The sequence below is a fragment of the Aurantimonas endophytica genome, from assembly GCF_014196845.1.
Lineage (GTDB): Bacteria > Pseudomonadota > Alphaproteobacteria > Rhizobiales > Rhizobiaceae > Aurantimonas > Aurantimonas endophytica.
On record NZ_JACIEM010000001.1, the window covers coordinates 1,292,965 to 1,319,824 of the forward strand.

Consider the following 26,860-nt stretch of genomic DNA (forward strand, 5'->3'; position numbering starts at 1 on the left):
TCGATGCGCCCTCTTTTCGGCTTCCTCGCCGGCCTGCTGTTCGGCGTCGGTCTCGTCGTCGCCGGCATGTCCGACCCGGCAAAGGTCCTCAACTTTCTCGACATCTTCGGAAGCTGGGACCCGAGCCTGGCCTTCGTCATGGGCGGCGCCGCGCTGACGACCTTTGTCGGGTATCGCCTCGTGCTGTCGCGCCGGGAACGACCCCTCCTGCTCGCCGAGTTCCAGCTCCCGACGCGACAGGATATCGACCGCGACCTCGTGCTGGGCGCCGCCATTTTCGGCATCGGCTGGGGTATCGGCGGCTATTGCCCGGGTCCCGCCTGGACTGGCCTCACCCTCGGCGCACCCGGCACACTGGTCTTCCTGCCGGCCATGCTGGCGGGCATGGCGATCGCGACGATCCTGCGCGACCGGCGCATGAGGCTTGTCGCAGGACACGGGGGAATTTCGAGCGGAAGATCTGGCGGCTGACGCAGGGTCGCTGCGACCACCCGCAGATTTTCACCGTTCGGAAACCGGCATCTACGCGGCGTCGCCCCGGACCCCAAATCTTCAGCGGTCTATGTCCAACATGTACGGCTCCGCTTCGGAGGCCGGCATCGCGTCACGGGCCTATTTGAACGTTCCAAGGTCGCGGACTTCTCTGGCCAACCAGCGAGACAGCCTCCGGGTTGTTGATCGGCTCAGAGCCGGCCTTCGGCGAGCAGCTCGCGGATGCGCTTCAGCGTGGACAGCAGGGCGGCCTTGTAGCCCTTGTCGCTGTCGAACTGTCTTTGCTCGGCCTGTTCCTCGAGGCCGTTCGGCTCCTTGTCCCGCAGCCCCAGGTAGCAGTTGAACTTGAGCTGAAGCGCGCCCGCTTCATCCTCGAACAGCTCGTTGACGATGGCGCCCTCGCGCGGGCCGGTCGCCTGGAAGAAGGTGACCTTGCGCTGCGGCTCGAGCGTGATGATCTCGCGCAAATCGGCACCCGCGATGGTGGCTTCGCGCACGAAGTGCGTCGCGCTTTCCTCGATGACCTCGCAGCGCGTGCAAAGGCCGGCCGGCAGGAACTCGCGGGCGTCGCGTGCCTTGAGCTCGAGGCCTTTCCAGACTTCTTCGCGGGTAAGCTCGGTTTCGCCCTCCGGGTTCACCCGGACGGTGGCGGTCGAATAGATCATGTCGATGGTCCTTGCAGGGATTGGTGGCGTCAGCCGGCGATCTGCGCGACGTAGTCCCGGTAGGAGCGCAACGGACGGCCGAGCAGCGTGGTAAGCCGGTCGCGGTCCCCGGCATCGGGAACCATGCCGTCGGTGAGGAAGCGCTCGGCCATCAGGCGCATGTCGTAGGCCATCCAGCCCGGCATGAACTGGCGCAGGTTCTGCTCGAACCCGGCGGTGTCGTCGCCCGGATAGGCGATCGTGCGGCCGAGGACATCGGTCCAGATGGCGGCAGCGCTCGCGCCGGTCAGCGTGTCCGGACCGACGAGGTTGATGCGGGTGAGCGGGAGCGGCGCAGGCGACTCTTCCCGGCGGACCAGCTCGATCGCCGCGACCTCGCCGACGTCCCGGGCGTCGATCATCGCAACGCCCTTGTCGCCGATCGGCATGGGATAGATGCCGTGGCCGGTGACCACGTCTTTGATCGTGATCTCGTCGTCCATGTAATAGGCCGGGCGCAGGATGGTGGCGCTGAGGCCCATCTGCTCGATCATCCGCTCGACACCGAACTTGCCCGCAAAGTGCGGCACGTTCACGTAGATGTCGCTGTGGATCACCGACAGGTAGACGATCCGCTCGATCCCGGCTTCCCGGGCGACGTTGAGGGCAATGAGCGCCTGGGTGTATTCGTCGGCGACGACGCCGTTCAGCAGGAACAGCGTGGAGACGCCCGAAATGGCGCTTCGAAGGGATTCGACGTCGAGCAGGTCGCCTTTGACGACTCGACGCCAGCCGGGAAGCTTGCCTTCGAGGGGTCACGGACCAGGGCGCGCACATCGGCGCCGCGGTTGACGAGCTGTTCGACGACGTTGCTTCCGACATTGCCGGTGGCGCCGGTCACGAGAATGGTCATGGGGGAAAACTCCGGTTTGCGTTGGCTATGGTTGCAAGATCGATGATCCGCGTTCATTCCAGTAGACGGGAATTTTGGACACGGCGTCTCGCAGGTGGAACAGTTGGATCTTCTCGCCCTTGCCGACTTCAACCTCGTCGCCCGGCATGAAGGGTTCGGCCGGGCCGCACGCGCGACCGGGCGTCCCAAGGCGACGCTGTCGCGTCGGGTCACGGAACTGGAAGCCCGGCTCGACCTGCGGCTGTTCGAGCGCGGGGGCCGCGGGCTGAAGCTGACCGAGGAAGGACGGGCGCTCTATGAGCGGACCGGGGCGCTCCTCACCGACCTCGAGGAGACCGCATCCGCCATCGCATCAGGCGGGAATCGACCCCGGGGGCGGCTGCGCATCAGCGCGCCTCTGCTCTTCTCGCAAACCGCCATGGGCAAGCTCGCAGCCGGCTTTGCGCTGAAGCATCCCGAGGTCCGGCTCGAGGTGACGACGGAGGATCGCGCCGTCGACATGGTGGAGGAAGCCTACGACCTCGTGATCCGGGTGAACCCGGAGCCCGACGAAAGCCTCGTCGGACGGATATTCCTTCGCGATCGGCTGCTGGTCGTGGCCAGCCCCGACCTGAAGCCGCCGGCCGAGGGATCGTCCGTCCCCGCCATCGTGCGCGGCGCCGTCCGTTCGGAAGAAACCTGGACGATGACCACTGACAAGGACGAAGTGAGCATCTCGGTAACTCCGATGCTCAGCCTGTCGTCGCTCGTCATGGTACGCGACGCGGTACGGATGGGGGTCGGCGTCGGCCGGCTCCCGATCTCGCTCGTCAGCCATGATCTGGAAGCCGGACGGCTGGTCCGGTGGGGCGACGTCGAAGGTCCAGAGATTGCCCTCTGGACGCTGTACCCAAGCCGTCGGCTGCTCAGCGCCCGCGTCTCCGCCTTTCTCGACCATCTCAGGGAAGCCTTCCCGAACGGGACGCCCGATGAGCTTGCGCGTTTTGTCGATCGATGAAACCGCCGCCAATTACCGGTCGCCGGCTGGTCATGTTCACCGATCCGCTCGAGGCAGGCGCGAGCAACGCCGCGCGTCAGCAGCAGGTCTGGCACACCCCGGCCGCTCACGGCATGCAAGGCTTGCGGCTGCGTCCCTGAATGTTCCCGCCACTCCTCGCGTCAGGCGTGAGGGGATCAGGAGGCTTCCCGCCCGTGCAGCCTCGGCGCAAGATCGTGCACCAGTTCCGCCACCAGCGTGACCGCCGGATCCAGATCGGTGCGATGGTGTCTGACGAGGTTTAGCGACACCGGCTCCAGCACGATCGGCGGCGGACGGGACGTCAGTCGCGTGGCGACGTTGGTTGCCAACACCCCTGTCGGGAAAGCGGCCAGCAGATCCGTCTCATGCAGCAACTCCAGCGCCTGCAGGAAGGTCGGCACGACGGTGGCGACGCGGCGATCGCGTCCGATCCGCGCCAGTGCCGCGTCGACCGACCCGCGCCTGTCCCCTCGACCCGACACGACGACGTGGGGGAATGCCAGCCAGCGGTCGATATCCAGCGTATGCGGTGCCGCAGCGGGATGGTCGTGTCGCATGATGATCGCATACGGGTAGGTGCCGAGCGCTTCGGTTCGCAAGGATGCGCCCGAGGCGGACGCGACGGTGACGACAATATCCACCTCCCCGCGTTCGAGACGCTCGACCTCATCGCCGACGTGCCAGGGATGGAAGATCAGATCGATGCCGGGAGCCCGCTTCGCCAACTCGGCCGCGAGGGCGGCGCCGAGAGCGGCCGCGGGGACGTCTGACGCAACTAGCCGGACAGCGCCCCGCAGTTCGGTCAGATCCGGTGGCCCGTCCGAAACGATGGTCGCCAGTTCGGCAAGAGCGGCGCGCAGGGGGGCGCGGATAGCGTCAGCGCGCCGGGTCCGGCGAAGCCCCGCCGGCGGCGCGCGGACCAGCAGCGGGTCTCCGAAGAGCGCCCGTGCGCGAGCAAGCGCGTTCGAGGTAGCAGGTTGGGAGAGGCCGAGACGCCCGGCAGCCCGCCCGACATGCGCCTCGTCCAGAAGCGCATCCAGGATCACGAGCAGGTTGAGGTCGATACCGCGGAGCTTCACCACGTGAATGGCGTATCATAACAAACATCATTTTGGAAAATGCCTGCCCGGCCGTGATATTCGCGCTTTCAAGGAGATCGCGCCGTGACCACAGTCCTGTTACTCGCCCATCCTCAATTCGCCACGTCCCGGGTCAATCGCGCGCTGCTCGACGGGCTCGATGATTTGCCCGGACTGGAAGTGGCCGACCTTTACGCGCTCTACCCCGATGGCCAGGTCGACTACACGGTGGAGCGCGAGCGGATCCTGCGTGCGGACCGGTTGGTACTCCAGTTCCCGCTGTACTGGTATTCGACCCCGCCGCTGCTCAAGCACTGGCAGGACGTCGTGCTGACGCCTCTGTTCTACGGCGAACCGGACATCGCGGCATCGACACGCGGACTGCCGTTTCTGGTTGCGACGACGACGGGTGGTCCGCCGGCGAGTTACCGATCGGACAGCCTGATCGGCTTGTCGATCACCGAACTGTTCGCGCCACTCAGGGCCACCGCGCGCAGGTGCGGCTGGCTATGGCAGACGCCGTTCGCCGTCCACGACGTGCGCAATCTCGACGATGCCGCGCTGGCCCGGGCGGCCAGGGACTACCGATCCGCGGTAGCCGCCACGCCGGCGTCGAGACAGACGACAGGGGTCGCCGCCTAGCTTCGGCAGGCCCTCCCGTCACCAATGTTCGAACCCGCTGCGTCGACACGACGGCCTACTAGGCAGATGATATGTTATGATATAACGATACCCACGCTATGCGAAAAGGAGCGTGGGAATGGTTCGATTGTCTTCCGTTATGAAGTTGCTGATTGCAGCCGCGGGGGCCGGAAGTCTGGCAGCGGGAAGCGCGCTGGCGCAGGACGGCGAAGCCCAGGAAGCGCATTACCGCCTGTTCGTCGGCGACCACGAGCAGGGCATCGTGCGTGCGGTGGAGGTCGGTGACGGAGCGAGCGCCGGGGAGTTCAGGATCGACCAGACTCCCGCGCTCTATCCGAGCACCAGCGGCAAGACGGTCTTTGCGGTGCAGGGAGACGCCGGAAAGGTCGCGGTGATTTCCACCGGCATCCTGTTCGAAGACCACGGCGATCACGCCGACCTGCGCATCGAGGATGCCAGGCTTCTTCCTACAGTGATCGAAGGGACCAAGCCGGCCCACGTGATCGAGGGTTCGGGCACCATCGCCGTCTTCGACGACGGATCCGGGGACGTTCAGCTATTTCCCGAAAGTCAGGTGCTGGAGGGCTCGTTCGCGCCACGGACCCTGTCGGCGGGCCCGGCCCATCACGGCCTCGCCGCGCCCATGGGCGATTTCACCGTCGTCTCGGTTCCCGACGAGGATCCCGAAGCGCCGCGCGTCGGTCTAAAGGTCATCGACGCCGATGGCAACCAGGTGGGTGATATCGTCGAGTGCCCCGCCGTGCATGGCCAGGCCCAGTCGGCGCGGGTTTTTGCGTTCGGCTGTCGCGACGGGATCGTTTTCGCCACGCCGGGCCGCGACTCTTCCGCTCCCGAGCTTGAGCACGTCTCCACGGCCGATCTCGGAGAGGACAATGTCTCGACGCTCAAGGGCGGCATCGCGATGCAGTTCTTCCTGGGCAATTACGGACCCAGCGCCGTCGTACTGATCGAGCCGGGCAGCGACGCGATGTTCCGCAAGGTCGAGCTGCCGACACGACGGGTCGATTTCGCTCTCGATCCGGCACGGCCACGCAACGCCTTCATCCTCACCGAGGACGGCCAGCTCCATCGCCTCGACGTCCTGACCGGGGAGATCGAGGAGAGCGCGCGGGTCACGGAGCCCTACTCGATGGACGGCCACTGGCGCGATCCGCGGCCGCGCCTGGCGGTGGCGGGCGAACATGTCGCCATCACCGACCCGCGGCAGGGCCTCGTTAGGCTGGTCTCGACGGACACCCTGAAGGAAGAGCGCACGATCGCGGTCGAGGGAGTGCCCTTCACGATCACCGCCGTGGGTGGCTCGGGCGCCGTCCACTGATCGAAGCGTGATCGCTTCGGCTCGGCCGGAGGCGCCCGCCGCAAACGGGCGCCTCCCCCGCAAGCCGATCCTCTTCCCTTCCACGCAGCCCAGAAGAAGCGCCGCCATGACCGCCGCCCCCGAACCTTGTGCCCACGGCATGCAACGCACGTCGGCGCTGCGGCGCTCCGCCCTCCAGCGGCTGACGCTGGCGGCGATCCCGATCGCCTTCCTGTGGCTGGCAGTCGGCTTCGCGCTGGACGTCTTCGCATGAAGACGACCGCGGCAATGCCTGTCGTCCGCCTCGACGATCTGACCCTCGCCTACCGCCGTCACCCGGCCGTTCACCACGTCACCGGCAGCTTCCCGGGCGGCTCGCTGACGGCGATCGTCGGGCCGAACGGCGCCGGCAAGTCGACCCTCCTCAAGGGCATCATGGGCCTGCTCCCGCCCTCGGAGGGCCGTGTCCATCTCGGCGGCGTGCGCCGCCGCGACATCGCCTACCTGCCTCAGGCCAGCGAGCTCGACAGATCCTTCCCCGTCAGCGTGACCGATCTCGTCTCGCTGGGGGCGTGGCGCGAGGCGGGCATCTTCGGCCGCATCAAGGGCAAGGCCCTCGATCGCGTCTTCGAGGCGATAGAGGCGGTCGGGCTGGGCGGTTTCGAGGACCGCATCATCGGCACCCTCTCCGGCGGGCAGCTCCAGCGCGCGCTCTTCGCCCGGGTGCTCGTCCAGGATTCGCGCCTGCTGCTGCTCGACGAGCCGTTCACCGCCATCGACACGCGCACCGTGCTCGACCTCCTGGCCATCGTCCGCCGCTGGCACGGCGAGAGGCGCACCGTCATCGCCGTTCTCCACGACATGGATCTGGTGCGAGAGCACTTCCCGCAGACGCTGCTCATCGCCCGCGAACTGGTCGGCTGGGGCGAAACCGGCGACGTGCTTCGGCCCGAGCGGCTGAAGGAGGCCCGGGCGCTGAGCGAGACGTGGAACGAGGACCCGCAATTCGCGGCTCCCCGTGGCGCAAGGAGGGCTGCATGACCCTCATTGCCGCCGCATTCGACTACGCCGTCGCACCGTTCCTCGACTATGGCTTCATGCGCCGCGCGCTCGTCGGATGTCTCGCTCTCTCCTTCGGCGCCTGCCCGCTGGGCGTGCTTCTGGTCCTCCGGCGTATGAGCCTCGTCGGCGACGCGATGAGCCACGCGATCCTGCCGGGCGCCGCGGTGGGCTTCCTCCTCGCCGGTTTCTCGCTCTTCGCCATGACGGTCGGTGGCCTGGCCACCGGGCTCGCCGTGGCGGTGCTGGCCGGGCTCGTCTCGCGCTTCACGCCGCTCCGGGAGGATGCGAGCTTCGCGGCCTTCTACCTCTCGTCGTTGGGGCTCGGCGTGCTGCTCGTCTCGGTGCACGGCTCGAACATCGACCTCCTGCACGTCCTCTTCGGCACCGTCCTCGCCCTGAACGATCCCGCCGTGCTGCTGATGGCGACGATCGCCACTGTCACCATGGCCGCGCTCTCCCTCCTCTACCGCCCGCTGATCGCCGAATGCCTCGATCCCGGCTTCCTGCGTTCGGTCGGCGGTGGCGGCGGGATCGTCCACATGCTGTTCGTGACGCTCGTCGTCCTGAATCTGGTCGGCGGCTTCCAGGCGCTCGGCACGCTGATGGTCGTCGGCATCATGATGCTGCCGGCGGCATCCTCGCGCTTCTGGGCCGAGACGGTGCCCGGCCAGATGGCCGTCTCCGCCGCGATCGGCCTTGCCGCCTCGATGGTCGGGCTCCTCTTATCCTACCACCACGACTTGCCCGCCTCGCCGGCGATCATCCTGTCGGCGAGCGCGGTCTATGCCGTCTCGGTCCTGCTCGGGCGCTTCGACAGCGTCGCCGCGCGGGCCGTCCTTCGCCCCCACTACCATTACTGATCCCATGAAAGGACATCCCATGCGATTCCGGACCACGATACTCGCACTCTCGCTCGGTGCCTCGCTGAGCGCCCTCGCCTCGCAGGCAGGCGCGCAGGAACCGGTCAAGGTCGTCGCCTCCTTCTCTATCCTCGGCGACATGGTGAAGCAGATCGGCGGCGATCACGTCGAGCTGACGACGCTCGTCGGCCCCGACGGCGACGCCCACGTCTACGAACCGACACCGTCCGACGCACGCGCCGTCGGTGCGGCGGACGTCCTCGTCGTCAACGGCCTGCAGTTTGAAGGCTGGCTTCCGCGCCTCGTAGAGACGGCCGAGTTCAAGGGCGAGGAGATCGTCGCTACCACCGGCATCCAGCCGATCCCCTTCGCAGAGGAAGAAGAGGGCCACGATCCCACCGCGGGCGAACATGCTGAAGCCGGCCACGACGATCATGCCCACGAGGCGGGCGAAGCCGCCGGGCACGAGGGCCATGATCACGGGGCGAACGACCCGCATGCCTGGCAGAGCCTGTCGAACGGCGTCGTCTATGCCGAGAACATCGTCAAGGGCCTGGCGGCCGCCGATCCCGACAATGCCACCGACTACCGCGCCCGGGGCGACGCCTATATCGGCGAGATCAGGGCGATGGACGAGCGGGTGAAGACGGAACTCGCCGCCATCCCGGAAGACAGGCGCAAAGTCGTGACCTCGCACGATGCCTTCGGCTATTTCGCCAAGGCCTACGACGTCACCTTCATCGCTCCGGAGGGTGTCTCGACGGAAGCCGAGGCCTCGGCAGCCGATGTCGCCAAGATCATCGACCAGATCAGGCACGACGGCATCTCTGCGGTGTTCGTCGAAAACATCAGCGATACGCGGCTGATCGACCGGATCGCGGCGGAGACCGACGCCAAGGTCGGCGGCACGCTCTACTCCGACGCGCTGTCGGGCGCGGACGGGCCCGCCCCGACCTATCTCGACATGTTCCAGTACAATATCGAGCAGATCGTCGCCGCCCTGAAGACGAGCTGATCCCGACTTGCCCGAGGCACGGGACGCCGGCTCAGGCCGTCCGTCCCGTGCCTCCAGATCTTCGCGAGGATGCATGGGACGATCGATGGACACGGTGCGCAATCACGAGCGGGTCTACCAGGTGCTCGAGGCGGCCCGCACGCCGCTCTCGGCCTATGCGCTTCTGGCAGCACTGCGTGGCCAGGGGATCACCGCACCGCTGACGGTCTACCGCGCCCTCGAACGGCTGGTGCTGGAGGGGCGCGTGCATCGCCTGGAATCCCTCACGGCATATGTCGTCTGCCGTCACCCGAGCGAGCATGCCGGCGGGAGCGCCGTCTTCGCGATCTGCCGGGATTGCGGGATTGCCGAGGAACTCGTCCAGCCGGCGGCCTTCGCCAGGCTGCGCGAGGCGGGAGAGCGGCACGGCTTTGCCACCGACGAAGCCTCGATCGAACTGCGGGGTTATTGCGCCGCCTGCCGGGAAAGGGCGGAAGCGCATGCCTGACCACGTCCCCGTCACCATCCTCACCGGCTTCCTCGGCTCGGGAAAGACGACGCTCCTCAACGGCCTTCTCTGCAACCCCGCCTTCGCCGACACCGCCGTCATCGTCAACGAGTTCGGCGACATCTCGATCGACCATGATCTCGTGCGGGTCGGCAAAAAGGAGATGATGGTGACGACGACTGGCTGCCTCTGCTGCACGATCGGCAGCGACATCCGATCTTCGCTCGCCGAACTCCTCGACGCCTCGCGCAGCGGCGCCGTGCCCGCCTTCTCCCGCGTGATCGTCGAGACCACCGGCCTTGCAGATCCCGCGCCCGTCATCAACCAGATCGTTCCGGGCGGCGCGCCGGCCATGGGTCTTCGCGACCACGGCGTCGGCCGGACGTTCACGCTGGCCGGCGTCGTCTGCACCATCGACATCGTCACCGCCGAGGCGACGATCGAGCGATATTTCGAGGCGATGAAGCAGGTCGCCTTCGCCGACCGTATCGTCCTCACCAAGACCGACCTTGCCCGCGATCCCGCGAGCCTGGCGGACATCGACCTCCTGCGCCAGAGGCTGCGGGAGCTGAATCCCTCGGCGACGCTTCTCGACCGCAACGCCGACAGTTTCGACCTCGCCGGAGTGTTCGCCCCTCGCAGCTACGCGCCGCACGATATAGGGCCCGATGTCGAGGGCTGGCTTGCGCTCGAACAGGCGTTGTCCGCGGAGGCGGCGAGCGGAGCCGCCCATGCCAACGTCGCGCGACACGGCGATGGCGGCATCCTGACCTCCTGCATGATCGCGGACCGCCCGATCGGCGCGAAGGACCTCGACGCCTTCTTCCTCGTGCTGAAGGCGGCGGCCAGCATCCGCCTCCTGCGCCTCAAGGGGCTTGTATGCCTCGAGGACGACCCCGAGCGGCCGCTCGTCGTCCACTGCGTCCAGCACGCCGTTCATCCCCCGAAGCGGCTCGATTCCTGGCCCTCCGACGACCGCCGGACGCGCATCGTGGCGATCACCCACGATATCGATCCCAAGGCGCTCCGCCAGCTCTTCGACGCCGTCACCGGCGAGAAGAAACCGCTGCGCGTGGCCCGCGCCGCCGCCATGGCCGGGATCATCCTGGCCGTCGCCCTCGTCGGCATCGGCCTGGTCTTCACCGCCAGCTCCCTCGCCGGCGCCGAGCCGCCCGGCATCGAGCTTCCCGCCACCCTTTCCGCGTCACACGCCCCCTGATGGAGACCGCCATGTCCGCTTCCCCTTTACCGTCCACACAGACACCCGTCACCGTCCTCACCGGCTATCTCGGCGCCGGCAAGACGACGCTGCTCAACCGCATCCTCACCGAGGCGCACGGCAAGCGCTACGCCGTGATCGTCAACGAGTTCGGCGAGACCGGCATCGACAACGACCTGGTGGTCGACGCCGACGAGGAAATCTTCGAGATGAACAACGGCTGCATCTGCTGCACCGTGCGCGGCGACCTGATCCGGATCGTCGGGGGTCTGATGCGGCGGCCGGACCGGTTCGATGGCATCATCATCGAGACGACGGGCCTCGCGGACCCCGCACCCGTCGCCCAGACCTTCTTCGTCGACGAGGACGTCAGGGCGAAGACCCGGCTCGATGCGATCGTCACCGTGGTGGATGCCGTCCATCTCCTCGGCGCGATCGAGGAGGCCCATGAGGCGCAGGAACAGCTCGCCTTCGCCGACGTGATCCTCCTCAACAAGACCGATCTCGTCGACGAGGCGCAACTCGCCGAAGTGGAGGCGCGCATCCGCCGGATCAATCCTTACGCCCGGCTCCACCGGACCAGCCGCTGCGGGATCGATCTTGCCGAAGTGCTGGGGCGTGACGCCTTCAGCCTCGACCGCGTGCTCGAGGTCGAGCCCGATTTCCTCGATCATTTCCACGAGCACGAGCACGACGACGCCGTGACCAGCCTGTCGCTCCTGTCCGATACGCCGATGGATCCGGGCAAGCTCCTGCCCTGGCTCCAGGACGTCACGCAGCGCTATGGTCCCGAGATCCTGCGGATGAAGGGCATCCTGTCGATGCAGGACGACGACGACCGCTTCGTCGTGCAGGGCGTCCACATGCTGCTGGAAGGCGACCACCAGCGCCCCTGGAAGGACGGGGAGCGGCGCCAGAGTCGCCTGGTCTTCATCGGCCGCGACCTGCCGAAGGAAATCCTCAGCCAGGGCTTCGAGTCGTGCCGCGCCTGATGCAGGCCGAGCGTCCGACGCCGGCGGGCGAAGCCCCGCTGGCGCATCACATCGGACAGGAAGTGGCGACGGGGGCGCATGTCTCGGCTGTCCGCTTCGTCTCCGGTGCGATGGCGGCGGCGCTCGGCGACGGCACCGTCCGGTTCTGGGAGCCGGGCGCCCCGAAGCCCGACAGCATCGTTGCCCATGCGGGAGCGATCCTCGCCGTGGCGACGCACACCGATGCGAACACGATCCTGACCGGAGGCGACGACGGCCTCGTCTGCCGGGTCGGCCTCTCCGGCGCCCATCCGGTGGCAGAGACCGGCGGCAAATGGGTGGATGCGGTCGCGGCCGCGCCATGGGGCAGCATTGCCTACTCTTCCGGCAAGACGGTCACGGCAATCCGGAGCGACGGCACGCGGCACGAGATCGACATGGTCTCGACCGTCCAGGGTCTCGCCTTCGCGCCGAAGGGCCGCAGCCTCGCCATTGCCCATTATGGCGGGGTGACCCTCGCCGATATGCAGGCGAAACCGTCCGCGAACCGCTTGCTGGCGTGGATGGGCTCGCACATCGCCGTGGGCTTCAGCCCGAACGGCCGCTACGTCGTCTCGGCGATGAACGAGAACGTCCTGCATGGCTGGCGAATCGAGGACGGGGCCGACATGCGGATGAGCGGCTACCCCTCGAAGCCGAGATCGCTCTCGTGGTCGCCGGGCGGCGCCTGGCTCGCCACCTCCGGTGCGGACTGCGCCGTGCTCTGGCCGTTCCGCGGAAAGGAAGGGCCGATGGGCAGGCAGGCGACGCCGATCGCCTTCGCGCAGGCGCTGGTCACGGCGGTGAGCTGCCACCCGGTCAGCGACGCGGTGGCAGTCGGCTATGCCGACGGCGCTGTCGTCTTCGCCCGCCGCGGCGACGATGCCGTCATCCCCGTACGGGCAGCGGACGGGGACCGCATCACCGATATGGGCTTCGACGTCGGCGGCCATCTCTTCGGCTACGGGACCGAAGGCGGCAGGCTCGGTCTGCTCGATCTGCGGGGCATCGGGCAATGAGCGGCTTCGTCAATCCGCTCGCCCGCAAGCAGAATCCGGGTTACCCGCAGGCCGTCGCCGCCCTCAAGGCCGAGACGCGACGGCTGCTCCGCCTTCCCGATGACGTCACCGTCTCCGTCACCGAACTTGCCTGCCGCGACCTCGGCTGCCCCGATATCGAGACGGTGATCGGCATCCTCGTCGCCGGCGCCGGGCCCCGCATAGGCAAGGTCCACAAGACTATTCCCGAGGTGACGCCCGCCGATCTTGCCGCGGCCTTCGCGCCCCAGCCATGACGCGACCACCAGGCGCGTGCCGGGGCCCTGGAAGTCCGGCGGCATGGCGCGAGCTTCCTGATCCCGAAGTCGGCAATGAGTGACATGAGGACCGAGAGCAAAAGCGGCGAGTAGGCCCGGGGTGGACGGGTCCACGGTCGCATCGGTGCGCGTTCGCAGGGCAGCAGATTCGCTGCCGCCGCACCGGCCGCCGAGCTAGTCGGCGGAGCACTTTATCAACCGGAGCTGGGATCGGTTTGCCCGCCGGAACGTCTACTCGACGGATAGGCGATCCCGCCGGAAGGATACAGATGGCCCGCTTCGATCTCGAAACCACGCGATCCGGTTGAAATGCTCGACATAAGCGAGTGGACTCCGGACCCCTACATCGTCGTGCTGACGGGCATGGGTTTCCTGATCGCGCTGGTCGCCTGGCTGCCTCTCGCGCTCAAGCGTCTGCCATTGTCGCTGCCTATCGTCTGTATCGGCATCGGTATGGCGATCTTTTCGGTTCCGCAGGTCACGGACCGGCCGTTGCCCTTGGCCTATCCGGAGATAACCGAGCGCTTCACCGAATTCGTGGTGATCATCGCGCTCATGGGCGCGGGGCTGAAGCTCGACCGTGTGTTCAGTTGGCGGCGCTGGTCCGTCACGTGGCGGTTGCTCGCCGTCACCATGCCGCTCAGCATCGGGGCTATCACGCTGGTGGGCGGATGGTGGATGGGTCTGCCGTGGATCATCGCCCTGCTGCTCGGAGCGGCGCTGGCGCCGACCGATCCCGTTCTGGCGGCGGACGTGCAGGTCGGACCGCCAAGATCCGGCGAGGAAGACGAGGTCCGGTTCGGCCTGACGTCGGAGGCGGGGTTCAACGACGGGCTCGCCTTCCCGTTCGTGAACCTCGCCGTCGCGCTAGGCCTCGCCGCATCGACAGGCGAGCCATGGGCCCTCAAATGGATCACGCACAGCGTCCTGTGGGAGATCGGCGCCGGCGTCGTCGGCGGGTGGTTGATCGGGCGCGCATTCGGTTGGCTGACGTTCCATATTCCGGCGGATACCAAGCTCGCCAAGACCGGCGACGGGCTGATCGCCATCGCCGCGACCTTCGTCTCCTACGGCCTCACCGAGATGATCCAGTGCTACGGGTTCCTGGCCGTGTTCGTCACGGCACTGACCCTTCGACGCGCGCAGCGCGACCACGACTTCCACCGCGAGATGCACGACATGACCGAACAGATCGAACGGCTGGCGATGATGCTGCTGCTCGTCCTGTTCGGCGGTGCTCTGGTCAGCGGGCTTCTGGCTCCGCTCACCTGGGCAGACGCTCTCGCCGCCGTCGTCATCCTGCTCGTCGTCCGGCCGGTGACGGGCCTCATCGGACTGCTCGGGCTGAAGGCCTCCTGGAGCGAGAAGCTCACCCTCGCCTTCTTCGGCATCCGCGGGGTAGGCTCCTTCTACTACCTGGCCTACGGGCTGAACCACATGGAGGTCGAGGGAGGGGAGCGGCTTTGGGCAATCGTCGGCCTCGTCGTCCTGATGTCGGTCCTTCTGCACGGGCTGACGGTGACGCCGATCATGCGGATGCTCGATCGGCTACAGGGGCGTGACCCGGACGCCGACGATGCTACCCCTCCGCCCGGTCTCCAAGGCCCCGCCGCCTGAGACAGGTTGTGGTCCCACGCCGCGGACCCGCTGAAACGGCAAATGCCGCGCTTGAGCTGGGTAAATGGACACTCTGGCGATTTGACCCGGATGGCCCGGACGCATCCCAGACGGAGATCTCCGCGTGATGAGCACCAACGTCCTTAATCACGCTGACCAGCCGGCGTTCCACGCGTCCCTACCCTCGATGCGAGGTGGCAGCAGTAAGCTGCTATCGGTGGGCGGCGGTTGGGTGAAATCGCGCGGTCGGTATCGAGTCCTGTCGCGAGGATGAGCGGGCAGTCGCCCGAGCGGCGTAGAACCCCCAACCAGGCAGAAGGGTCTGCCGCTCCAAACACGACTATCCGGCGTGTGTCTATGCAATCTCTGCGGAAAATTTGGTGGGTGATGTAGGGTTCGAACCTACGACCCGCTGATTAAGAGTCAGCTGCTCTACCAACTGAGCTAATCACCCACGGCGCCGAAGCGCTCGGTAGCGGCGATATAGTCGGAAGGGGCGAAGCTGTCCACCCCTTAATCCGGCAACGTTCACGGAAACCGGTGTTCGTGTTGGGGGCTGTCCCCTCCGCCCGTCAGCGGCGCGTCCACGGCATCAGCCTGACGAGCGTGGGGGGCAGGTTCTCAGGCTCGATCCGCCTGATGCCGCGGTCGGCGGAGTCACCCGCGTCATGGCGCACCGGCGGGCTGCGTTCCTCCTCCGCTTCGGCCGCGACGTCGAGGAACCGGATGCCGGCGAACATGCCGCGCCGATAGACCAGCCTGGCCGGGCGCTCGTCGCGTTCCTCGCCGATGCGGATCTGGAATTCCTTCGGCAGATGCGCCGCCTCGTCGATGGTCAGCAGGGCCCCGGTCGCGGAGATGTTGCGAAGGATGCAGTCGAAGGTGGAGAAACCGCCGTTGAAGATGATCTTCGCGCGTTTAAGCGTCCGCATGCGCGGCGCAACGCGGCGTTCCGATCCGTCCGGCTCGAGCTCGGGAAGCGCTCCCATGGTGGCCTCCGTGAGGTTTCGCACGCGCGATGATCGCAACGAAACCTTTGCGAATGCTGAACGCGAGGGGAAAACTTCGATAGGCCGGCAGCGAAGGCGACGGCCGGCCTGGCCGGCCGTCGCCTCGTTCAGGCGCCGCAGGGGCGCCGTTTCGTCAGTTCCGGCCTGTCCACTAGCGCGTTGGACTTGATTCCCCGCCCGCCCACAGCGGCGAAGCCGCGAGGACGGGCAGGGAGAGACCGTGGATCAGGCCGCGGCCACAGGCGCTCCGATCAGTTGCGCTCCTTGTCGACCAGAGCGTTGGACTTGATCCACGGCATCATGCCGCGCAGCTTCTCGCCGACTTCCTCGATCTGGTGGCTGTCGTTCATCCGGCGGATGCCCTTGAAGCGCGACTGGCCGGCCTTGTTCTCCATCATCCAGTCCGAGGTGAACTTGCCGGTCTGGATGTCCTTCAGCACCCGCTTCATCTCGGCCTTGGTTTCAGCGGTGATGATGCGCGGGCCGGTGACGTATTCGCCCCACTCGGCGGTGTTGGAGATCGAGTAGTTCATGTTGGCGATGCCGCCTTCGTAGATCAGGTCGACGATCAGCTTCACCTCGTGCAGGCACTCGAAATAGGCCATTTCCGGCGCGTAGCCGGCCTCGACCAGGGTCTCGAAGCCAGCCCGGATGAGCTCGACCAGGCCGCCGCAGAGCACGACCTGCTCGCCGAAAAGATCGGTCTCGCACTCTTCCTTGAAGGTCGTCTCGATGACGCCGGAGCGCCCGCCGCCAACGCCGCAGGCGTAGGAGAGCGCCAGATCCAGCGCGTTGCCGGAGGCGTCATGGTCGATGGCGACGAGGCAGGGCACGCCGCCGCCGCGCTGGAACTCGCTGCGAACCGTGTGGCCCGGACCCTTCGGCGCGATCATCACGACGTCGATGGTCTTCTTCGGCTCGATCAGGTTGAAGTGAACGTTCAGGCCATGCGCGAAGGCGATGGCGGCGCCGTCGCGGATGTTGCCCTCGATCTCGTTCTTCCAGATGTCGGCCTGGAGCTCGTCCGGTGTCGCCATCATCATCAGGTCGGCCCATTTCGCCGCATCGGCGACCGACATGACCTTGAGCCCGTCGGCCTCGACCTTCCTGGCGGTGGCAGAGCCCGGACGCAGGGCGACGACCAGCTCGCCGACGCCGGAGTCCTTCAGGTTCAGCGCATGGGCGCGGCCCTGGCTGCCGTAGCCGATGATCGCGACCTTCTTGGACTTGATGAGGTTGAGATCGGCATCGCGATCGTAATAGACGCGCATGGTGCTTTCCTTCCGTTTTTGAAGTCAGGGTTGTGAAGCTCGCGCCCCGTGGAGCGCGAAGAACTGCTTGGTGGCGCGCGCGGCCTCGCGCGTCCGTTCGGCCTCGGTCAGTTCGACGCCATCGCCCAGGAGAAGGCGGATCTGCAGGTCGCGGCCGACAAGGCCGAAATAGGTGCGGAAGGCCTCTTCCGCGTCGTCGAATTCGAGCAGGCCGGCTTCCCTGCCCGCCTCGAGAAGCGGTTTGAGCCGTTCCCCGATGGCGAAACGCCCATTGGCCAGCACGATCGCGCCGAGATTGCTCTTGGCCGTGGCCGCATGGCTTACCGCCACCCGGTTGAGCGCGATGGACGTCCGGCTGGCGATCACGCCCAGCCAGTTGGCCCAGAAGGCACGAAGGCTTTCCTCCAGCGACGAGGCATCGAGCTTCTGCCGGTCCCAGTTGCCCGCCCGCACCTTCGAGGCCTGCCACCGGACGGTCGCGGTCAGCAGCCCGTCGCGGTCACCGAACCATTTGTACAGCGTCTCCTTCGAGCAGCTCGCCCGCCGCGCCACCGCCGACATGGTCAGCGCCTCGCGGCCTTCGACCAGAAGGGACAGCACGGCGTCGAGGACCTCGCCCTGGCGGGCGGAGAACTCTTCTTCCTGCTGGTCGAGGACTTTCATGCGGGTCGCTGATCCGTACCGTACGTTACGGTTCGGCTTCTAGTCGATCCGTGGCGCCTCGGCAAGAGGCCTCACGAGCGGCAAGAATGGAGAGACCCTACCGGCTGCAGCTTTGCAGTTGCTGGTCATAGCTCTGGGCCATGTCGGCCGCGCGCCGCGCGGCAGCCTGCATGCCTTGATTGTTGCGCCAGACGCCTCGCCGGTAACCGGCATGCCCGGCATAATAGGAGAGATAGAGGTTGTAGGCGTCGTTCAGCGCGATGCCGTTCTGCTCGTGGCTGCGGCGATGATACCAGCCGACGAACTCGACCGCGTCCGCGAAGCTCGTGCGCCGTGCCAGGCGGCTGCCGGTGGCGTCGCGGTATTCGTCCCACGTCCCGTCCAGCGCCTGCGAATAACCGTAGGCCGTCGAGGCGCGCTTCCACGGAATGAAGCCCAAGAGCTTGCGGCGCGGCGGGCGGGCCTTCTGCTCGAAACCCGATTCGATGCGGATCGTCGCCATCAGTACCGGCACCGGCACGCCGTATCGGCGTTCGGCGCTCTGCGCCGCGCTGTGCCAATTGCCGATCCAGCCATTCTTCTGGGCAAAGACCGCGCAGACGTCGTTGATCTGGCTGGGCTTCGACGCACAGCCCGTCAGCGCCAGGAAAACGGCACACAGGGCGATGACAGGCATAGAACGCATAGCGGACCTCATGTCCGCTGGATTTACTGGAAAAATCCTAATGATTTCTGTGCCTGGTCGTTAACCACGCCGCTTCCGGCGCCTCGGCCACAGGCAGAGGGGCGTATCACCAGGATGCCGACCGGTCCTGAACCACTGACATTGGACGAGACCGCGCCGCGAGCGGCAGAGTGCCCGGCGGGACCGCCCAGAAAACAGCGACGATGGTTACGACGCCCCTCTGCCTACTGCCCCAGTGCCGTCCGAAACCGCCGCACCGTCTCCGCCATCCCGTATTCCAGCGCATCGGCGGTCAGCCCATGCCCGATCGAGACTTCGGCCATATTCGGGATCGCGCGCGTCAGTGCCGGCAGGTTGGCGACCGTCAGATCGTGCCCGGCATTGACGCCGAGACCCAGCGCCTCTGCAATCCCAGCCGTTTTCTTCAGACTTTCCAGCTCCTTGCTGGCTCTTGCGGAATCGTCGTGGCAGGCGCCGTAGGGACCGGTGTAGAGCTCCACTCTGTCGGCGCCGGTGGCCTTCGCGGCTTCGAGCTGCGCCTGCGAGGCGTCCGGGTCGCAGAACAGCGATACGCGGGCGCCGTGCTCTTTCAGCTGCGCCACGACCGACGTCAGCATGTCCCGGTCGGCGATGAAATCCCAGCCATGATCCGAGGTCGGCTGCGACGGGTCGTCCGGCACCAGCGTCACCTGCTCGGGCCGCGAAGCCGCGACCAGACGGAGGAACGCCTCCGTCGGGTAGCCCTCGATGTTGAACTCGTCCTGCGGAAACTCCTCGTCGATCAACTGCCGCAGCGCCGGCAGGTCGGAGAAGCGGATGTGGCGCTGGTCCGGTCGCGGATGCACGGTGAGGCCGTGGGCCCCGGCGCGGAGCGCGATGCGCCCCATGTCGACGACGCTCGGCCAGGGCAGGTCGCGGCGGTTGCGCAGTATCGCGACGGCATTGAGATTGACGGAAAGTTCGGCGGGCATGAGGGTCCCTATCGGCAAATCATGGCGCGCAGGTAGCACAGAATTGGTCGGTCGTCGCGCCGGCCGATTCCAGCCGAAAACCCCTGCGTCGCGGGGCCCGGGAGCCCTGGGGCGGTTACCGCATCGCAGCGATCGGGAGGAATTCCGGTTGACAGCAGCGCCGGCTGGCTAGTCACTACGGGCAACGCACGCAAGGAGGAATGCCATGGGCGGCACACGTTTCATCCCGATCGTCATTGCCGGGATCGTCGGCCTCCTGATCGGCTGGTGGGCCGGTCCGGATATCGACGACCTCAACGAGACGACGTCGCAGCGCCTGGCGGAACTGCAGGCGCCGCTCGCGCAGATCCAGACCAATGTCGCCGAACTGAGCCAGCGCGTTCCGCAGGATGCGGCCGCCGCAGGCACCGGCGTCGCCGATGCCGTCAACGCCTTGCAGGCCCGCGTCGACCAGCTGGGTGCCGACGTGGTGGCCCGCACCGACGCGCTGTCGCAGAGCCTGCAGCAGCAGGCAGGCCAGACCGGCGGCAACGTCGCCGAGGCGGTGAATGCGCTGCAGGCCCGTGTCGACCAGCTGGCCGCCGATCTCGCCGCCCGCACCGACGCGATCTCCCAGGCGGTACAGGGCCAGGCACCCGCAGCCGGCGCAAGCGATCCGGCCGCCCTCGCCTCGCAGATCGGCAATACCGGCGCGATCCTGCTTCCCGGCCAGTCGGCGATCTATGGCGGCAATCCCGTCGTGCTGACGGCGATATCCGCCGAAGCCGGCACCGCGACGCTGGCTGCTGCCGGTGGCGAGCCGCAGGACGTTGCGGCCGGCGAGTCGATCGATCTTGGCGAAGTCTGCCAGGTGACGCTGGCCGGTGTCGCCGCGGGCGCGGCCTATCTCTCCTCCGAAGGCTGCGAGGCCCCTGCAACCGAGCAGGCCCAGGCAGCCGCAGCTCCCACCGCGGAAACACCGGCACCAACCGCCGAAGCACCCGCGGCCGATGCACCCGCCGCGGCTCCCGCGGCCGAGGCCGCTGCACCGGCAGCCCCGGCTGCGGCTCCCGCGACGGAAGCCCCTGCCGCCGAAGCTGCGAGCACCGGCGCCACCCCCGTCGGCGGCACCGCGATCTTCGGCGAAACCCGCGTCTTCGTGTCGGGCGTGACCGACAACGAGGCGACGCTCTTCCCCGTGGGCGGCGAGCGCGAGCGCGTCGCGGTGGGCGGTACGCTCGACGCGGGCGACGGCTGCACCGTGACCGTGGACAGCATCGCGGACGGCGCGGTCACGCTGAGCTCGGAAGGCTGTGATGCCGCTGCCGCCCCGGCGGCGGAAGAGGCGGCTCCCGCCGAGGCCGCGGCACCGGCAGCGGCCCCGGTCGAGCCCGCTGCAGCGCCGGCAGCCCCGGCTGCACCTGAAGCAGCGCCGGCGGAGCCGGCTGCACCCGCAGCACCGGCCGAAGCGGCAGCGCCCGCGGCCCCGGCGGCCGCACCTGCAGCGGCCGGCGAGCCGAACGGCATCACCACGGGGCAGACCGCCAGCTTCGGCGAGCATCGGGTGTTCCTGTCGGGCATCACCGACACCGAGGCGACGATCTATGTCGTGGGCTCGGGCCGCCAGCTTCTTGCGGCCGGCGCCTCGGCCGATGTCGGCGACGGCTGCTCGATCACCCTCGACCGTATCGAGGCGGGCACGGCCTATCTCTCCGCCGCCGGCTGCTGAAGGTGGCCGACGCATCCTGCAGGCAAGACCGCCGGCGGGAGCGGGACAACGAAAGCGGCGGCGCTCCAGGGCGCCGCCGCTTTCATTTGACGATGGTGAGGGTCTCGGCCGCCCGGGTGATCGCGGTGTAGAGCCAGCGCTCGCGGGTATCCTTGAAGGCCCAGCTCTCGTCGAACAGCATGACGTCGTTCCACTGGGAGCCCTGCGCCTTGTGGACGGTCAGCGCGTAGCCATAGTCGAAATCGTCGAAGCGCTTCTTGGTCGACCACGGCACCTCCGCGTCGGGATCTTCGAAGGCCGATTTCAACAGCCGGATCTTCGCCGCGCCCTGGTCGATGTCGTCGTCGTCCGGCTTGACGATGAGGTTGACGCCCGGCTTCGTCGTCTCGCGAGAGGCTGTCAGCACCTGCCAGAGCGAGCCGTTGAGCAGGCCCTTGGGCGGGTCGTTGCGCAGGCATACCAGTTTGTCCCCGGCCATCGGCAAGGGGCCTTCGAAGCCCTTCAGCTCGCGCAGCCTCGTGTTGTAGCGCCGGCGGGTGCGGTTGGTGCCGACCAGCACCTGATCGGCGGCCAGCACCTTCTCCGTCTCGACATCCCGCTTGGAGATGATCTTGGCGGTGCCCCAGTCGCCATACATCAGTTCCTTGCCCTCGCGGACATGCAGCGCCAGCTCGATGATCGGGTTGTCGCGCGCCTGGCGATGGATCTCGCTGAGCAGGAAGTCGGGCTCCGCCTCGGTGAAGAAGCCGCCGCCGGAGACCGGCGGCAACTGGCCGGGATCGCCGAGCACCAGGATCGGCGTGCCGAAGGACATCAGGTCGCGGCCGAGTGCCTCGTCGACCATCGAGCATTCGTCGACGATGACCAGCTTGGCCTTGGCGACCGGGCTCTGCCGGTTGAGCGAGAAGGTCGGCGACACGCGCGACACGCCGCTCGCCTCGTCCGACACGGTCTCCTCGCCGCGCGGCCGATAGATCAGCGAATGCAGCGTACGTGCGCTGCGGGCGCCTTTTGACCGCAGCACCTGCGCTGCTTTGCCGGTAAAGGCGGCGAACTGCACGGCGCCGTCGATGCCTTCGGCGAAATGCTTGGCCAGCGTCGTCTTGCCGGTTCCGGCATATCCGAACAGGCGGAAGATCGGGGTCTCGCCGGCCTCGAGCCAGCGTGCCACCGCTGTCAGCGCGTCGTCCTGCTGGGGTGAGAGCTTCAAGCCGATCTCCGTCGTGGACTCGCGGCCAAATGCCCGAATCCTCCGCTGCGATGTCTATACGGGCGGGCCAGCCATTTCACCCCGCACGGGCAATCGCATCGCGCCCACGAGGACAAATCTCAGGGACTGCTGGCCGCTGCCTCGCCGCTGGCCGTCTCGGGCGAGCGGCCCCGCGGCCTGCCCGCCATCGCGTCGGCGACCGCCACTTCGAGTTCGCGCATGCCGAAGGGCTTGGGAAGCTTCTGCAGCGATCGGTCTCCGCCGGGCGGTAGTTCCGCGTAGCCGGTCGCGAGTACGATGGGGACGTCCGGCCATTCGGCCCGGATCGCCTCCGCAAGCTGGCTGCCGGTCATCCGCGGCATGGCGTGGTCGGTGATCACCAGGTCGATCCGTCGGCCGGCGCGCATGAGTTCCAGCGCCTCGGCTGCCGAGAATGCCTCGAGCGCCGTATGCCCCAGATCCTCCAGCATCGCGGTCGTGTTCATCAGGACCAGCCCGTCGTCGTCGACGGCGAGGACCACGAGCGGCCCCGTTGCGGCGTGCGGCGTTGCCGTCTCCTGAGGATCGGCATCCACCACCGGAACGTCCTGTGACTGCGGCAACCACAACTCGACCGTCGAGCCGACGCCCTTCTGGCTTTTGATCGAAAGCCGCCCGCCCGATTGCCGCACCAGCCCATGCACCATGGAAAGGCCGAGCCCCGTGCCCTTTCCGATGCCCTTTGTGGTGAAGAACGGTTCGGCAGCCCGCGCCAGCGTCGCCTCGTCCATGCCCTCGCCCGTGTCGATCACGGCGAGGCGGACATAGCGGCCCGCGGCAAGATCGTTCAAGCCTGGGTTGACCGTTTGCTCGCTCGCCTCGATGACGATCTCGCCGCCGGCTTCCATGGCATCGCGCGCATTGACGAACAGGTTGAGAAGCGCCGTCTCCAGCTGCACGGGATCGGCCTGGACCGGCGCCAGCCGAACCGGGAAACGGGTGACGATGGTCACCTGCGGGCCGAGCGAACGCTGCAGGAAGGCACTCATGCCCTCGACCAGCTCGCGCAGATCGACCGGCCGCGGTTCGAGGTCCTGGCGACGTGCGAAGGCGAGCATGCGCTGCGTCAGCGAAGCGCCGCGCTCGACGCCTCTCAGCGCATTGTCGATCAGCCCCTGTACAGCCGGGTCGTCGGTTACGCGCTTGCGCGCCAGTTCGAGGCTGCCGAGCACCGCCGTCAGGAGATTGTTGAAATCGTGGGCGATACCGCCGGTCAGCTGGCCGATCGCCTCCATCTTCTGGGACTGGGCCAGCGCCTCGTTGGCCTCGCTCAGCGCCCGCTGCGCCTCGGCCCGCTCGGTGACGTCGCGCGTGATCTTGGCAAAGCCGATGACCACGCCCGCATCGTTGGTGATCCTCTCGATCACCACGTGGGCACAAAAACGGGTACCGTCCTTGCGGACGCGCCAGCCCTCGGTCTCGAAGCGCCCTTCCACGAGCGCTGTCGTCAGGCCCCGCTGCGGCTCGCCACGCTCCCGATCCTCCGGGGTGTAGAAACGGGAGAAATGCTGCCCCATGATCTCGTCCGGCCGATAGCCCTTGATCCGCTGCGCCCCCTGATTCCAGTTTGTGACGCAGCCATCCGGGTCGAGCATGAAGATGGCGTAGTCGGTGACGCCATTGACCAGCAGGCGAAACTGCTCCTCGCTTCGGCGCAGCGTTTCCTCGGCGATCTTCCGCTCGCTGAGGTCGCGGGTGATCTTGGCGTAGCCGATCAGCTCGCCGGTCGCGAGGCGGATCGGATCGACGATCGCATGCGCCCAGAATCGCGTGCCGTCCTTGCGGACCCGCCAGCCCTCGGTCTCGAAACGGCCTTCCGCGGCAGCGATCTGCAGCGCCCGCTGCGGCAGACCGGCTTCACGGTCGCCGTCCGTGAAGAAGCGGGAGTAGTGCTCTCCGAGTATTTCCGATTCCGCATAGCCCTTGAAGCGCTGCGCGCCGGCATTCCAGCTGACGATGACGCCGCCAGGATCGAGCATATAGATCGCATAGTCGGTAATGGCGTCGACGAGCAGACGGTAGCGCCCCTCTTCACTCGACGACGCCGCGAACCGCTCGGTGCGTTCCATCATGTTCCTCACGAGACTGTTATCGCGCGGTGAGATAGGCCCGCCCGCAGGGGAACCAAGCCATTCGAACCATATGGCTAAAGAAGTAGCGGGACGAGGCTGAACGCCAGCAGAACGCCCATCGCGATATTGAACCATTTCAGCCGCACCGGATCGGCCAGGAACTGCCGCAGCATCACCCCGAACGCTGCCCAGATCGAAACGCTCGGCCAGTTGACCAGGCCGAAGACCAGCGTGACGAGCAGCACGGTAAGGAATGGCCGCGCCGGGTCGGTATAGATCGCCATCGCAGTCACCGCGAGCACCCAGGCCTTCGGGTTGACCCACTGGAACGCCGCCGCCTCCAGGAACGTCATCGGGGCGTCCTTGCCGCTCCGCTCCTTGATGCTTCGGGCAGTCGCGATGCGCCAGGCCAGATACAGCAGATAGGCGCCGCCGACGATCTTCAGCGCCAGGTGCAGCGGCGGATAGGCCGTCAGCAGGGCTCCCAGCCCGAAGCCGACGGCCAGCAGCAGCAGGCAGAAGCCGAAGGCGATCCCGCACATATGCGGGATCGTCCGGATGAAGCCGAAATTCACCCCCGAGGCGAGCAGCATGAAATTGTTCGGCCCCGGCGTCACCGAGGAGACGAAGGCAAAGGCCGCAAGCGCGAGAAGAACGTCGGTGCTCATGGTCGGCTCGATCCGTCAGCGACGCTGACAGGGAGGAAAAGGCGCGAGGACTACATCCCGTCCTTGCCGCGCGACAGCGCCGCGACGCCGGTGCGGCAGACCTCGACGAGGCCAAGCGGCGCCATGATCGCGACGAACTTGTCGAGCTTGGACGGTCGCCCGGTCAGCTCGAAGACGAAGTGCTCGATCGAGGAATCCACCACCTTGGCCCGGAACACGTCGGCGAGCCGCAGTGCCTCGACCCGCTTCTCCCCCTGCCCCGCCACCTTGACGATCGCGAGCTCCCGCTGGACCGGGCCGCTCTCGCCGTCCTCGCCGGCTGCGCGGGTCAGGTCGACCACGCGGTGCACCGGCACGATCCGGTCGAGCTGGCTCTTCAACTGCTCGATCACGTGCGGCGCGCCTTTGGTCACCACGGTGATCCGCGACAGATGCTTCTCGTGCTCGGTCTCGGAGACCGTCAGGCTCTCAATATTGTAGCCCCGGCCCGAGAACAGCCCGATGACCCGCGCCAGAACGCCCGGCTCGTTGTCGACGATGATCGCGAGAATGCGCGACTCGATGGCCTCCTTCTCGGGCGTGATGAAATAGGCGGAGGCGGGCGGTGGAACGGGGCTGTTCATGGTCGGACTCGGCACTTTCGGGGTTGCGCGGCGCGAAGGCCGCGCGCGTTGAAGATGGGGGTGATCGCGTCCGCAGGGTGGACGTCGGTCACCGTGATGGCATGTTCCCGTGCCACGGTAAGGTGCCAGCCGCCGGGCGGAACATGACGGGAGACATCACCATGCGACAGGTCACGATGATGGGCGCAGCCGCGGCGCTTGCCGCCTTGTCGCTCGACGCGGCGGCACAGGCGCCGACGGGACAGTGCGTTCCTGCGCTGACCGAAGCCGGTTTCGAGCTGACGCTGCGGGTCGAAGGACAGGACGGGACCTACCGCCTGACCTGCCGGGATGGATCGCTGGTCGCGGTGGCGGCAGATGCGGGATCGGCAGGCGACGGATCCGCCGATGCGCGGATCGCCGACAGCGCCGCCGAAGCAGCCGCTGCCCTGGACGGGGCCGAAGCGCTGGGAGAACCGCCCGCGGACCTGACCGGTCCGGCCGGGACCCGGGATGAAGCGGACGGGGCCGGCGACGCCGGCGATCGCGAGACCGGCGTCAACGCGGCTGGCGTTGCCGGCCAGACCCCGGAAGTCTCCATGAGCCAGGCAGTCCGCGAGCCGGCGGCGGCGGGCGGACCCGCCATGGCAGCAGATGGCCGCGCTGGCGAAGCGGCGGCGCGAAAGCCGGCCATCGCCGAGACCGACGCGGCGGCGTCGGGCGAGTCCCACGCTGATGGCGAGCCCAAGCACGAAGAGCGGCTCGGGGACGCTGCCGGCAATTTCGCCGACGACGACATGATCGCCGTCCCGCTGGTGGTGATCGGCAACGCCGAACTCGCTTTGCCCGGCGCACGTTTCGACAGCGTTGCCATCGAGGGCGACGGCGAGTTTTTCGATCTGCGCGGCACGTTGCGCGGCGACGCCGTCTCGGTCGCCGTGGCGCCGGACGGCGTCATCATGCAGATCGACCGGATGATCGAGGCCGAGGCAGTGCCGGAGGGGGTGGCGCGCATCGCCGATGCGCTGCTCCCCGAGGCGGAGATCGAGACGATCACGCTGTCGAGCCGCCACAACTACACGAGCTTCTTCGTCTATGAGGGTCGCGACGTCCGCGGCACCCCGTTCACGCTCGAGATCCGCTCGGATGGGCGCAACGTCGAGTTCAAGCGCCCCGCCTGAGCGGGAGCGCTCGTCCGGACGCACCACGCCCCGGCCGGAAAGGCCGAAGCGAAGGCTCGCCGCGAAGGTCGGGTTCGTCGCCACCGTTC

General features: G+C 67.4%; 27 protein-coding genes, 1 tRNA gene and 1 pseudogene. 16 read left to right on the forward strand and 13 right to left on the reverse strand.

The window, feature by feature from the left end; genetic code table 11:
- Nucleotides 1-3: 3 nt before the first annotated feature.
- Nucleotides 4-471 carry a DUF6691 family protein gene (locus GGR03_RS06315; RefSeq protein WP_183206695.1) on the forward strand — a complete coding sequence of 156 codons (468 nt, stop codon included), beginning with the start codon at nt 4-6 and terminating at the stop codon, nt 469-471.
- Nucleotides 472-683: 212 nt separating this feature from the next.
- Here the strand turns inward: GGR03_RS06315 and GGR03_RS06320 are convergent, their stop codons facing one another.
- Nucleotides 684-1,157, reverse strand: a complete 474-nt coding sequence (locus tag GGR03_RS06320) for an AtaL-like protein (protein WP_183206696.1) — start codon at nt 1,155-1,157, stop codon at nt 684-686.
- Between the two features lie 29 nt (nt 1,158-1,186).
- Nucleotides 1,187-2,049: pseudogene (locus GGR03_RS06325) on the reverse strand (SDR family oxidoreductase).
- A gap of 103 nt (nt 2,050-2,152) precedes the next feature.
- Between GGR03_RS06325 and GGR03_RS06330 the strand changes: the two are divergent.
- Nucleotides 2,153-3,046 carry a LysR family transcriptional regulator gene (locus GGR03_RS06330; protein ID WP_183206697.1) on the forward strand — a complete coding sequence of 298 codons (894 nt, stop codon included), beginning with the start codon at nt 2,153-2,155 and terminating at the stop codon, nt 3,044-3,046.
- Nucleotides 3,047-3,222: 176 nt separating this feature from the next.
- Here GGR03_RS06330 and GGR03_RS06335 read toward each other — a convergent pair whose 3' ends face one another.
- Entirely contained in the window at nt 3,223-4,149 is a 927-nt protein-coding gene (locus tag GGR03_RS06335) for a LysR substrate-binding domain-containing protein (protein WP_183206698.1), read from the reverse strand.
- A gap of 81 nt (nt 4,150-4,230) precedes the next feature.
- Here GGR03_RS06335 and GGR03_RS06340 point away from each other — a divergent pair, with 81 nt between their 5' ends.
- The 12 genes from GGR03_RS06340 to GGR03_RS06395 all read left to right on the forward strand — a co-directional run bounded on the left by GGR03_RS06340 (nt 4,231) and on the right by GGR03_RS06395 (nt 14,691).
- Entirely contained in the window at nt 4,231-4,788 is a 558-nt protein-coding gene (locus tag GGR03_RS06340) for an NAD(P)H-dependent oxidoreductase (RefSeq protein WP_183206699.1), read from the forward strand.
- A gap of 118 nt (nt 4,789-4,906) precedes the next feature.
- Complete coding sequence (locus GGR03_RS06345; protein ID WP_183206700.1) at nt 4,907-6,127, forward strand: metallochaperone AztD; 1,221 nt, start codon at nt 4,907-4,909, stop codon at nt 6,125-6,127.
- A gap of 106 nt (nt 6,128-6,233) precedes the next feature.
- Nucleotides 6,234-6,380 (forward strand): hypothetical protein, encoded by a 147-nt coding sequence (locus GGR03_RS06350; RefSeq protein ID WP_183206701.1) that lies wholly within the window; start codon nt 6,234-6,236, stop codon nt 6,378-6,380.
- Nucleotides 6,377-7,147, forward strand: coding sequence for a metal ABC transporter ATP-binding protein (locus GGR03_RS06355; RefSeq protein ID WP_246367612.1), 771 nt, complete (start codon nt 6,377-6,379; stop codon nt 7,145-7,147). Before GGR03_RS06350 ends, GGR03_RS06355 begins: the two co-directional genes overlap by 4 nt.
- Nucleotides 7,144-8,028: a metal ABC transporter permease gene (locus GGR03_RS06360; protein ID WP_183206702.1), complete on the forward strand. Its 885-nt coding sequence runs from the start codon at nt 7,144-7,146 to the stop codon at nt 8,026-8,028. The genes GGR03_RS06355 and GGR03_RS06360 overlap by 4 nt, the downstream gene beginning before the upstream one ends.
- Before the next feature lie 19 nt (nt 8,029-8,047).
- Entirely contained in the window at nt 8,048-9,043 is a 996-nt protein-coding gene (locus GGR03_RS06365) for a metal ABC transporter substrate-binding protein (RefSeq protein WP_210291994.1), read from the forward strand.
- A gap of 73 nt (nt 9,044-9,116) precedes the next feature.
- On the forward strand, nt 9,117-9,530 hold the full coding sequence (locus tag GGR03_RS06370; protein WP_210291995.1) for a transcriptional repressor: 414 nt from the start codon (nt 9,117-9,119) through the stop codon (nt 9,528-9,530).
- Nucleotides 9,523-10,749 carry a CobW family GTP-binding protein gene (locus GGR03_RS06375; RefSeq protein ID WP_183206704.1) on the forward strand — a complete coding sequence of 409 codons (1,227 nt, stop codon included), beginning with the start codon at nt 9,523-9,525 and terminating at the stop codon, nt 10,747-10,749. The genes GGR03_RS06370 and GGR03_RS06375 overlap by 8 nt, the downstream gene beginning before the upstream one ends.
- Before the next feature lie 11 nt (nt 10,750-10,760).
- Nucleotides 10,761-11,741, forward strand: coding sequence for a CobW family GTP-binding protein (locus GGR03_RS06380; protein ID WP_183206705.1), 981 nt, complete (start codon nt 10,761-10,763; stop codon nt 11,739-11,741).
- Nucleotides 11,729-12,778 (forward strand): WD40 repeat domain-containing protein, encoded by a 1,050-nt coding sequence (locus GGR03_RS06385; RefSeq protein WP_183206706.1) that lies wholly within the window; start codon nt 11,729-11,731, stop codon nt 12,776-12,778. The genes GGR03_RS06380 and GGR03_RS06385 overlap by 13 nt, the downstream gene beginning before the upstream one ends.
- Nucleotides 12,775-13,053 (forward strand): nitrate reductase, encoded by a 279-nt coding sequence (locus GGR03_RS06390; protein WP_183206707.1) that lies wholly within the window; start codon nt 12,775-12,777, stop codon nt 13,051-13,053. The genes GGR03_RS06385 and GGR03_RS06390 overlap by 4 nt, the downstream gene beginning before the upstream one ends.
- Nucleotides 13,054-13,383: 330 nt before the next feature.
- Complete coding sequence (locus GGR03_RS06395; protein WP_183206708.1) at nt 13,384-14,691, forward strand: cation:proton antiporter; 1,308 nt, start codon at nt 13,384-13,386, stop codon at nt 14,689-14,691.
- A gap of 378 nt (nt 14,692-15,069) precedes the next feature.
- On the opposite strand, the gene GGR03_RS06400 is transcribed toward GGR03_RS06395, so the two are convergent.
- The 6 genes from GGR03_RS06400 to GGR03_RS06425 all read right to left on the reverse strand — a co-directional run bounded on the left by GGR03_RS06400 (nt 15,070) and on the right by GGR03_RS06425 (nt 19,291).
- Nucleotides 15,070-15,145: transfer RNA gene (locus tag GGR03_RS06400), tRNA-Lys, on the reverse strand.
- Nucleotides 15,146-15,263: 118 nt separating this feature from the next.
- Nucleotides 15,264-15,680 (reverse strand): PilZ domain-containing protein, encoded by a 417-nt coding sequence (locus GGR03_RS06405; RefSeq protein ID WP_183206709.1) that lies wholly within the window; start codon nt 15,678-15,680, stop codon nt 15,264-15,266.
- Between the two features lie 272 nt (nt 15,681-15,952).
- The gene (gene ilvC, locus GGR03_RS06410; protein WP_183206710.1) at nt 15,953-16,972 is read right to left on the reverse strand and encodes a ketol-acid reductoisomerase; all 1,020 of its coding nucleotides are present in this window, start codon (nt 16,970-16,972) and stop codon (nt 15,953-15,955) included.
- A 24-nt stretch (nt 16,973-16,996) separates the two neighbouring features.
- On the reverse strand, nt 16,997-17,635 hold the full coding sequence (locus tag GGR03_RS06415; RefSeq protein ID WP_183206711.1) for a TetR/AcrR family transcriptional regulator C-terminal domain-containing protein: 639 nt from the start codon (nt 17,633-17,635) through the stop codon (nt 16,997-16,999).
- Between the two features lie 97 nt (nt 17,636-17,732).
- Nucleotides 17,733-18,320 (reverse strand): transglycosylase SLT domain-containing protein, encoded by a 588-nt coding sequence (locus GGR03_RS06420; RefSeq protein ID WP_183206712.1) that lies wholly within the window; start codon nt 18,318-18,320, stop codon nt 17,733-17,735.
- 224 nt (nt 18,321-18,544) lie between these two features.
- Nucleotides 18,545-19,291 carry a pyridoxine 5'-phosphate synthase gene (locus GGR03_RS06425; RefSeq protein WP_183206713.1) on the reverse strand — a complete coding sequence of 249 codons (747 nt, stop codon included), beginning with the start codon at nt 19,289-19,291 and terminating at the stop codon, nt 18,545-18,547.
- 205 nt (nt 19,292-19,496) lie between these two features.
- Between GGR03_RS06425 and GGR03_RS06430 the strand changes: the two genes are divergently transcribed.
- Nucleotides 19,497-20,999: an apolipoprotein A1/A4/E family protein gene (locus GGR03_RS06430; RefSeq protein WP_183206714.1), complete on the forward strand. Its 1,503-nt coding sequence runs from the start codon at nt 19,497-19,499 to the stop codon at nt 20,997-20,999.
- 82 nt (nt 21,000-21,081) lie between these two features.
- Here GGR03_RS06430 and GGR03_RS06435 read toward each other — a convergent pair whose 3' ends face one another.
- The 4 genes from GGR03_RS06435 to ilvN form a co-directional block, all read right to left on the reverse strand.
- The gene (locus GGR03_RS06435; protein ID WP_183206715.1) at nt 21,082-22,209 is read right to left on the reverse strand and encodes an ATP-dependent DNA helicase; all 1,128 of its coding nucleotides are present in this window, start codon (nt 22,207-22,209) and stop codon (nt 21,082-21,084) included.
- Between the two features lie 119 nt (nt 22,210-22,328).
- A complete protein-coding gene (locus GGR03_RS06440) occupies nt 22,329-24,317 on the reverse strand; it encodes a hybrid sensor histidine kinase/response regulator (RefSeq protein ID WP_183206716.1) in 1,989 nt (662 codons plus the stop codon).
- 77 nt (nt 24,318-24,394) lie between these two features.
- Entirely contained in the window at nt 24,395-24,988 is a 594-nt protein-coding gene (locus GGR03_RS06445; protein ID WP_183206717.1) for a LysE family translocator, read from the reverse strand.
- 50 nt (nt 24,989-25,038) lie between these two features.
- Entirely contained in the window at nt 25,039-25,611 is a 573-nt protein-coding gene (ilvN, locus tag GGR03_RS06450; protein ID WP_183206718.1) for an acetolactate synthase small subunit, read from the reverse strand.
- A gap of 161 nt (nt 25,612-25,772) precedes the next feature.
- On the opposite strand from ilvN, the gene GGR03_RS06455 reads away from it, so the two are divergent.
- Entirely contained in the window at nt 25,773-26,771 is a 999-nt protein-coding gene (locus tag GGR03_RS06455; RefSeq protein ID WP_183206719.1) for a hypothetical protein, read from the forward strand.
- Nucleotides 26,772-26,860: the final 89 nt, after the last annotated feature.

Bases quoted from the DNA above. Each gene is read 5' to 3' on its own strand.
- GGR03_RS06315 (WP_183206695.1), top strand. From the start codon at position 4: ATGCGCCCTCTTTTCGGCTTCCTCGCCGGCCTGCTGTTCGGCGTCGGT.
- GGR03_RS06320 (WP_183206696.1), bottom strand. From the start codon at position 1,157: ATGATCTATTCGACCGCCACCGTCCGGGTGAACCCGGAGGGCGAAACC.
- GGR03_RS06345 (WP_183206700.1), top strand. From the start codon at position 4,907: ATGGTTCGATTGTCTTCCGTTATGAAGTTGCTGATTGCAGCCGCGGGG.
- GGR03_RS06350 (WP_183206701.1), top strand. From the start codon at position 6,234: ATGACCGCCGCCCCCGAACCTTGTGCCCACGGCATGCAACGCACGTCG.
- GGR03_RS06355 (WP_246367612.1), top strand. From the start codon at position 6,377: ATGAAGACGACCGCGGCAATGCCTGTCGTCCGCCTCGACGATCTGACC.
- GGR03_RS06360 (WP_183206702.1), top strand. From the start codon at position 7,144: ATGACCCTCATTGCCGCCGCATTCGACTACGCCGTCGCACCGTTCCTC.
- GGR03_RS06365 (WP_210291994.1), top strand. From the start codon at position 8,048: ATGCGATTCCGGACCACGATACTCGCACTCTCGCTCGGTGCCTCGCTG.
- GGR03_RS06370 (WP_210291995.1), top strand. From the start codon at position 9,117: ATGGGACGATCGATGGACACGGTGCGCAATCACGAGCGGGTCTACCAG.
- GGR03_RS06375 (WP_183206704.1), top strand. From the start codon at position 9,523: ATGCCTGACCACGTCCCCGTCACCATCCTCACCGGCTTCCTCGGCTCG.
- GGR03_RS06380 (WP_183206705.1), top strand. From the start codon at position 10,761: ATGTCCGCTTCCCCTTTACCGTCCACACAGACACCCGTCACCGTCCTC.
- GGR03_RS06390 (WP_183206707.1), top strand. From the start codon at position 12,775: ATGAGCGGCTTCGTCAATCCGCTCGCCCGCAAGCAGAATCCGGGTTAC.
- GGR03_RS06395 (WP_183206708.1), top strand. From the start codon at position 13,384: ATGCTCGACATAAGCGAGTGGACTCCGGACCCCTACATCGTCGTGCTG.
- GGR03_RS06405 (WP_183206709.1), bottom strand. From the start codon at position 15,680: ATGGGAGCGCTTCCCGAGCTCGAGCCGGACGGATCGGAACGCCGCGTT.
- ilvC (WP_183206710.1), bottom strand. From the start codon at position 16,972: ATGCGCGTCTATTACGATCGCGATGCCGATCTCAACCTCATCAAGTCC.
- GGR03_RS06415 (WP_183206711.1), bottom strand. From the start codon at position 17,635: ATGAAAGTCCTCGACCAGCAGGAAGAAGAGTTCTCCGCCCGCCAGGGC.
- GGR03_RS06420 (WP_183206712.1), bottom strand. From the start codon at position 18,320: ATGCGTTCTATGCCTGTCATCGCCCTGTGTGCCGTTTTCCTGGCGCTG.
- GGR03_RS06425 (WP_183206713.1), bottom strand. From the start codon at position 19,291: ATGCCCGCCGAACTTTCCGTCAATCTCAATGCCGTCGCGATACTGCGC.
- GGR03_RS06430 (WP_183206714.1), top strand. From the start codon at position 19,497: ATGGGCGGCACACGTTTCATCCCGATCGTCATTGCCGGGATCGTCGGC.
- GGR03_RS06440 (WP_183206716.1), bottom strand. From the start codon at position 24,317: ATGGAACGCACCGAGCGGTTCGCGGCGTCGTCGAGTGAAGAGGGGCGC.
- GGR03_RS06445 (WP_183206717.1), bottom strand. From the start codon at position 24,988: ATGAGCACCGACGTTCTTCTCGCGCTTGCGGCCTTTGCCTTCGTCTCC.
- ilvN (WP_183206718.1), bottom strand. From the start codon at position 25,611: ATGAACAGCCCCGTTCCACCGCCCGCCTCCGCCTATTTCATCACGCCC.
- GGR03_RS06455 (WP_183206719.1), top strand. From the start codon at position 25,773: ATGCGACAGGTCACGATGATGGGCGCAGCCGCGGCGCTTGCCGCCTTG.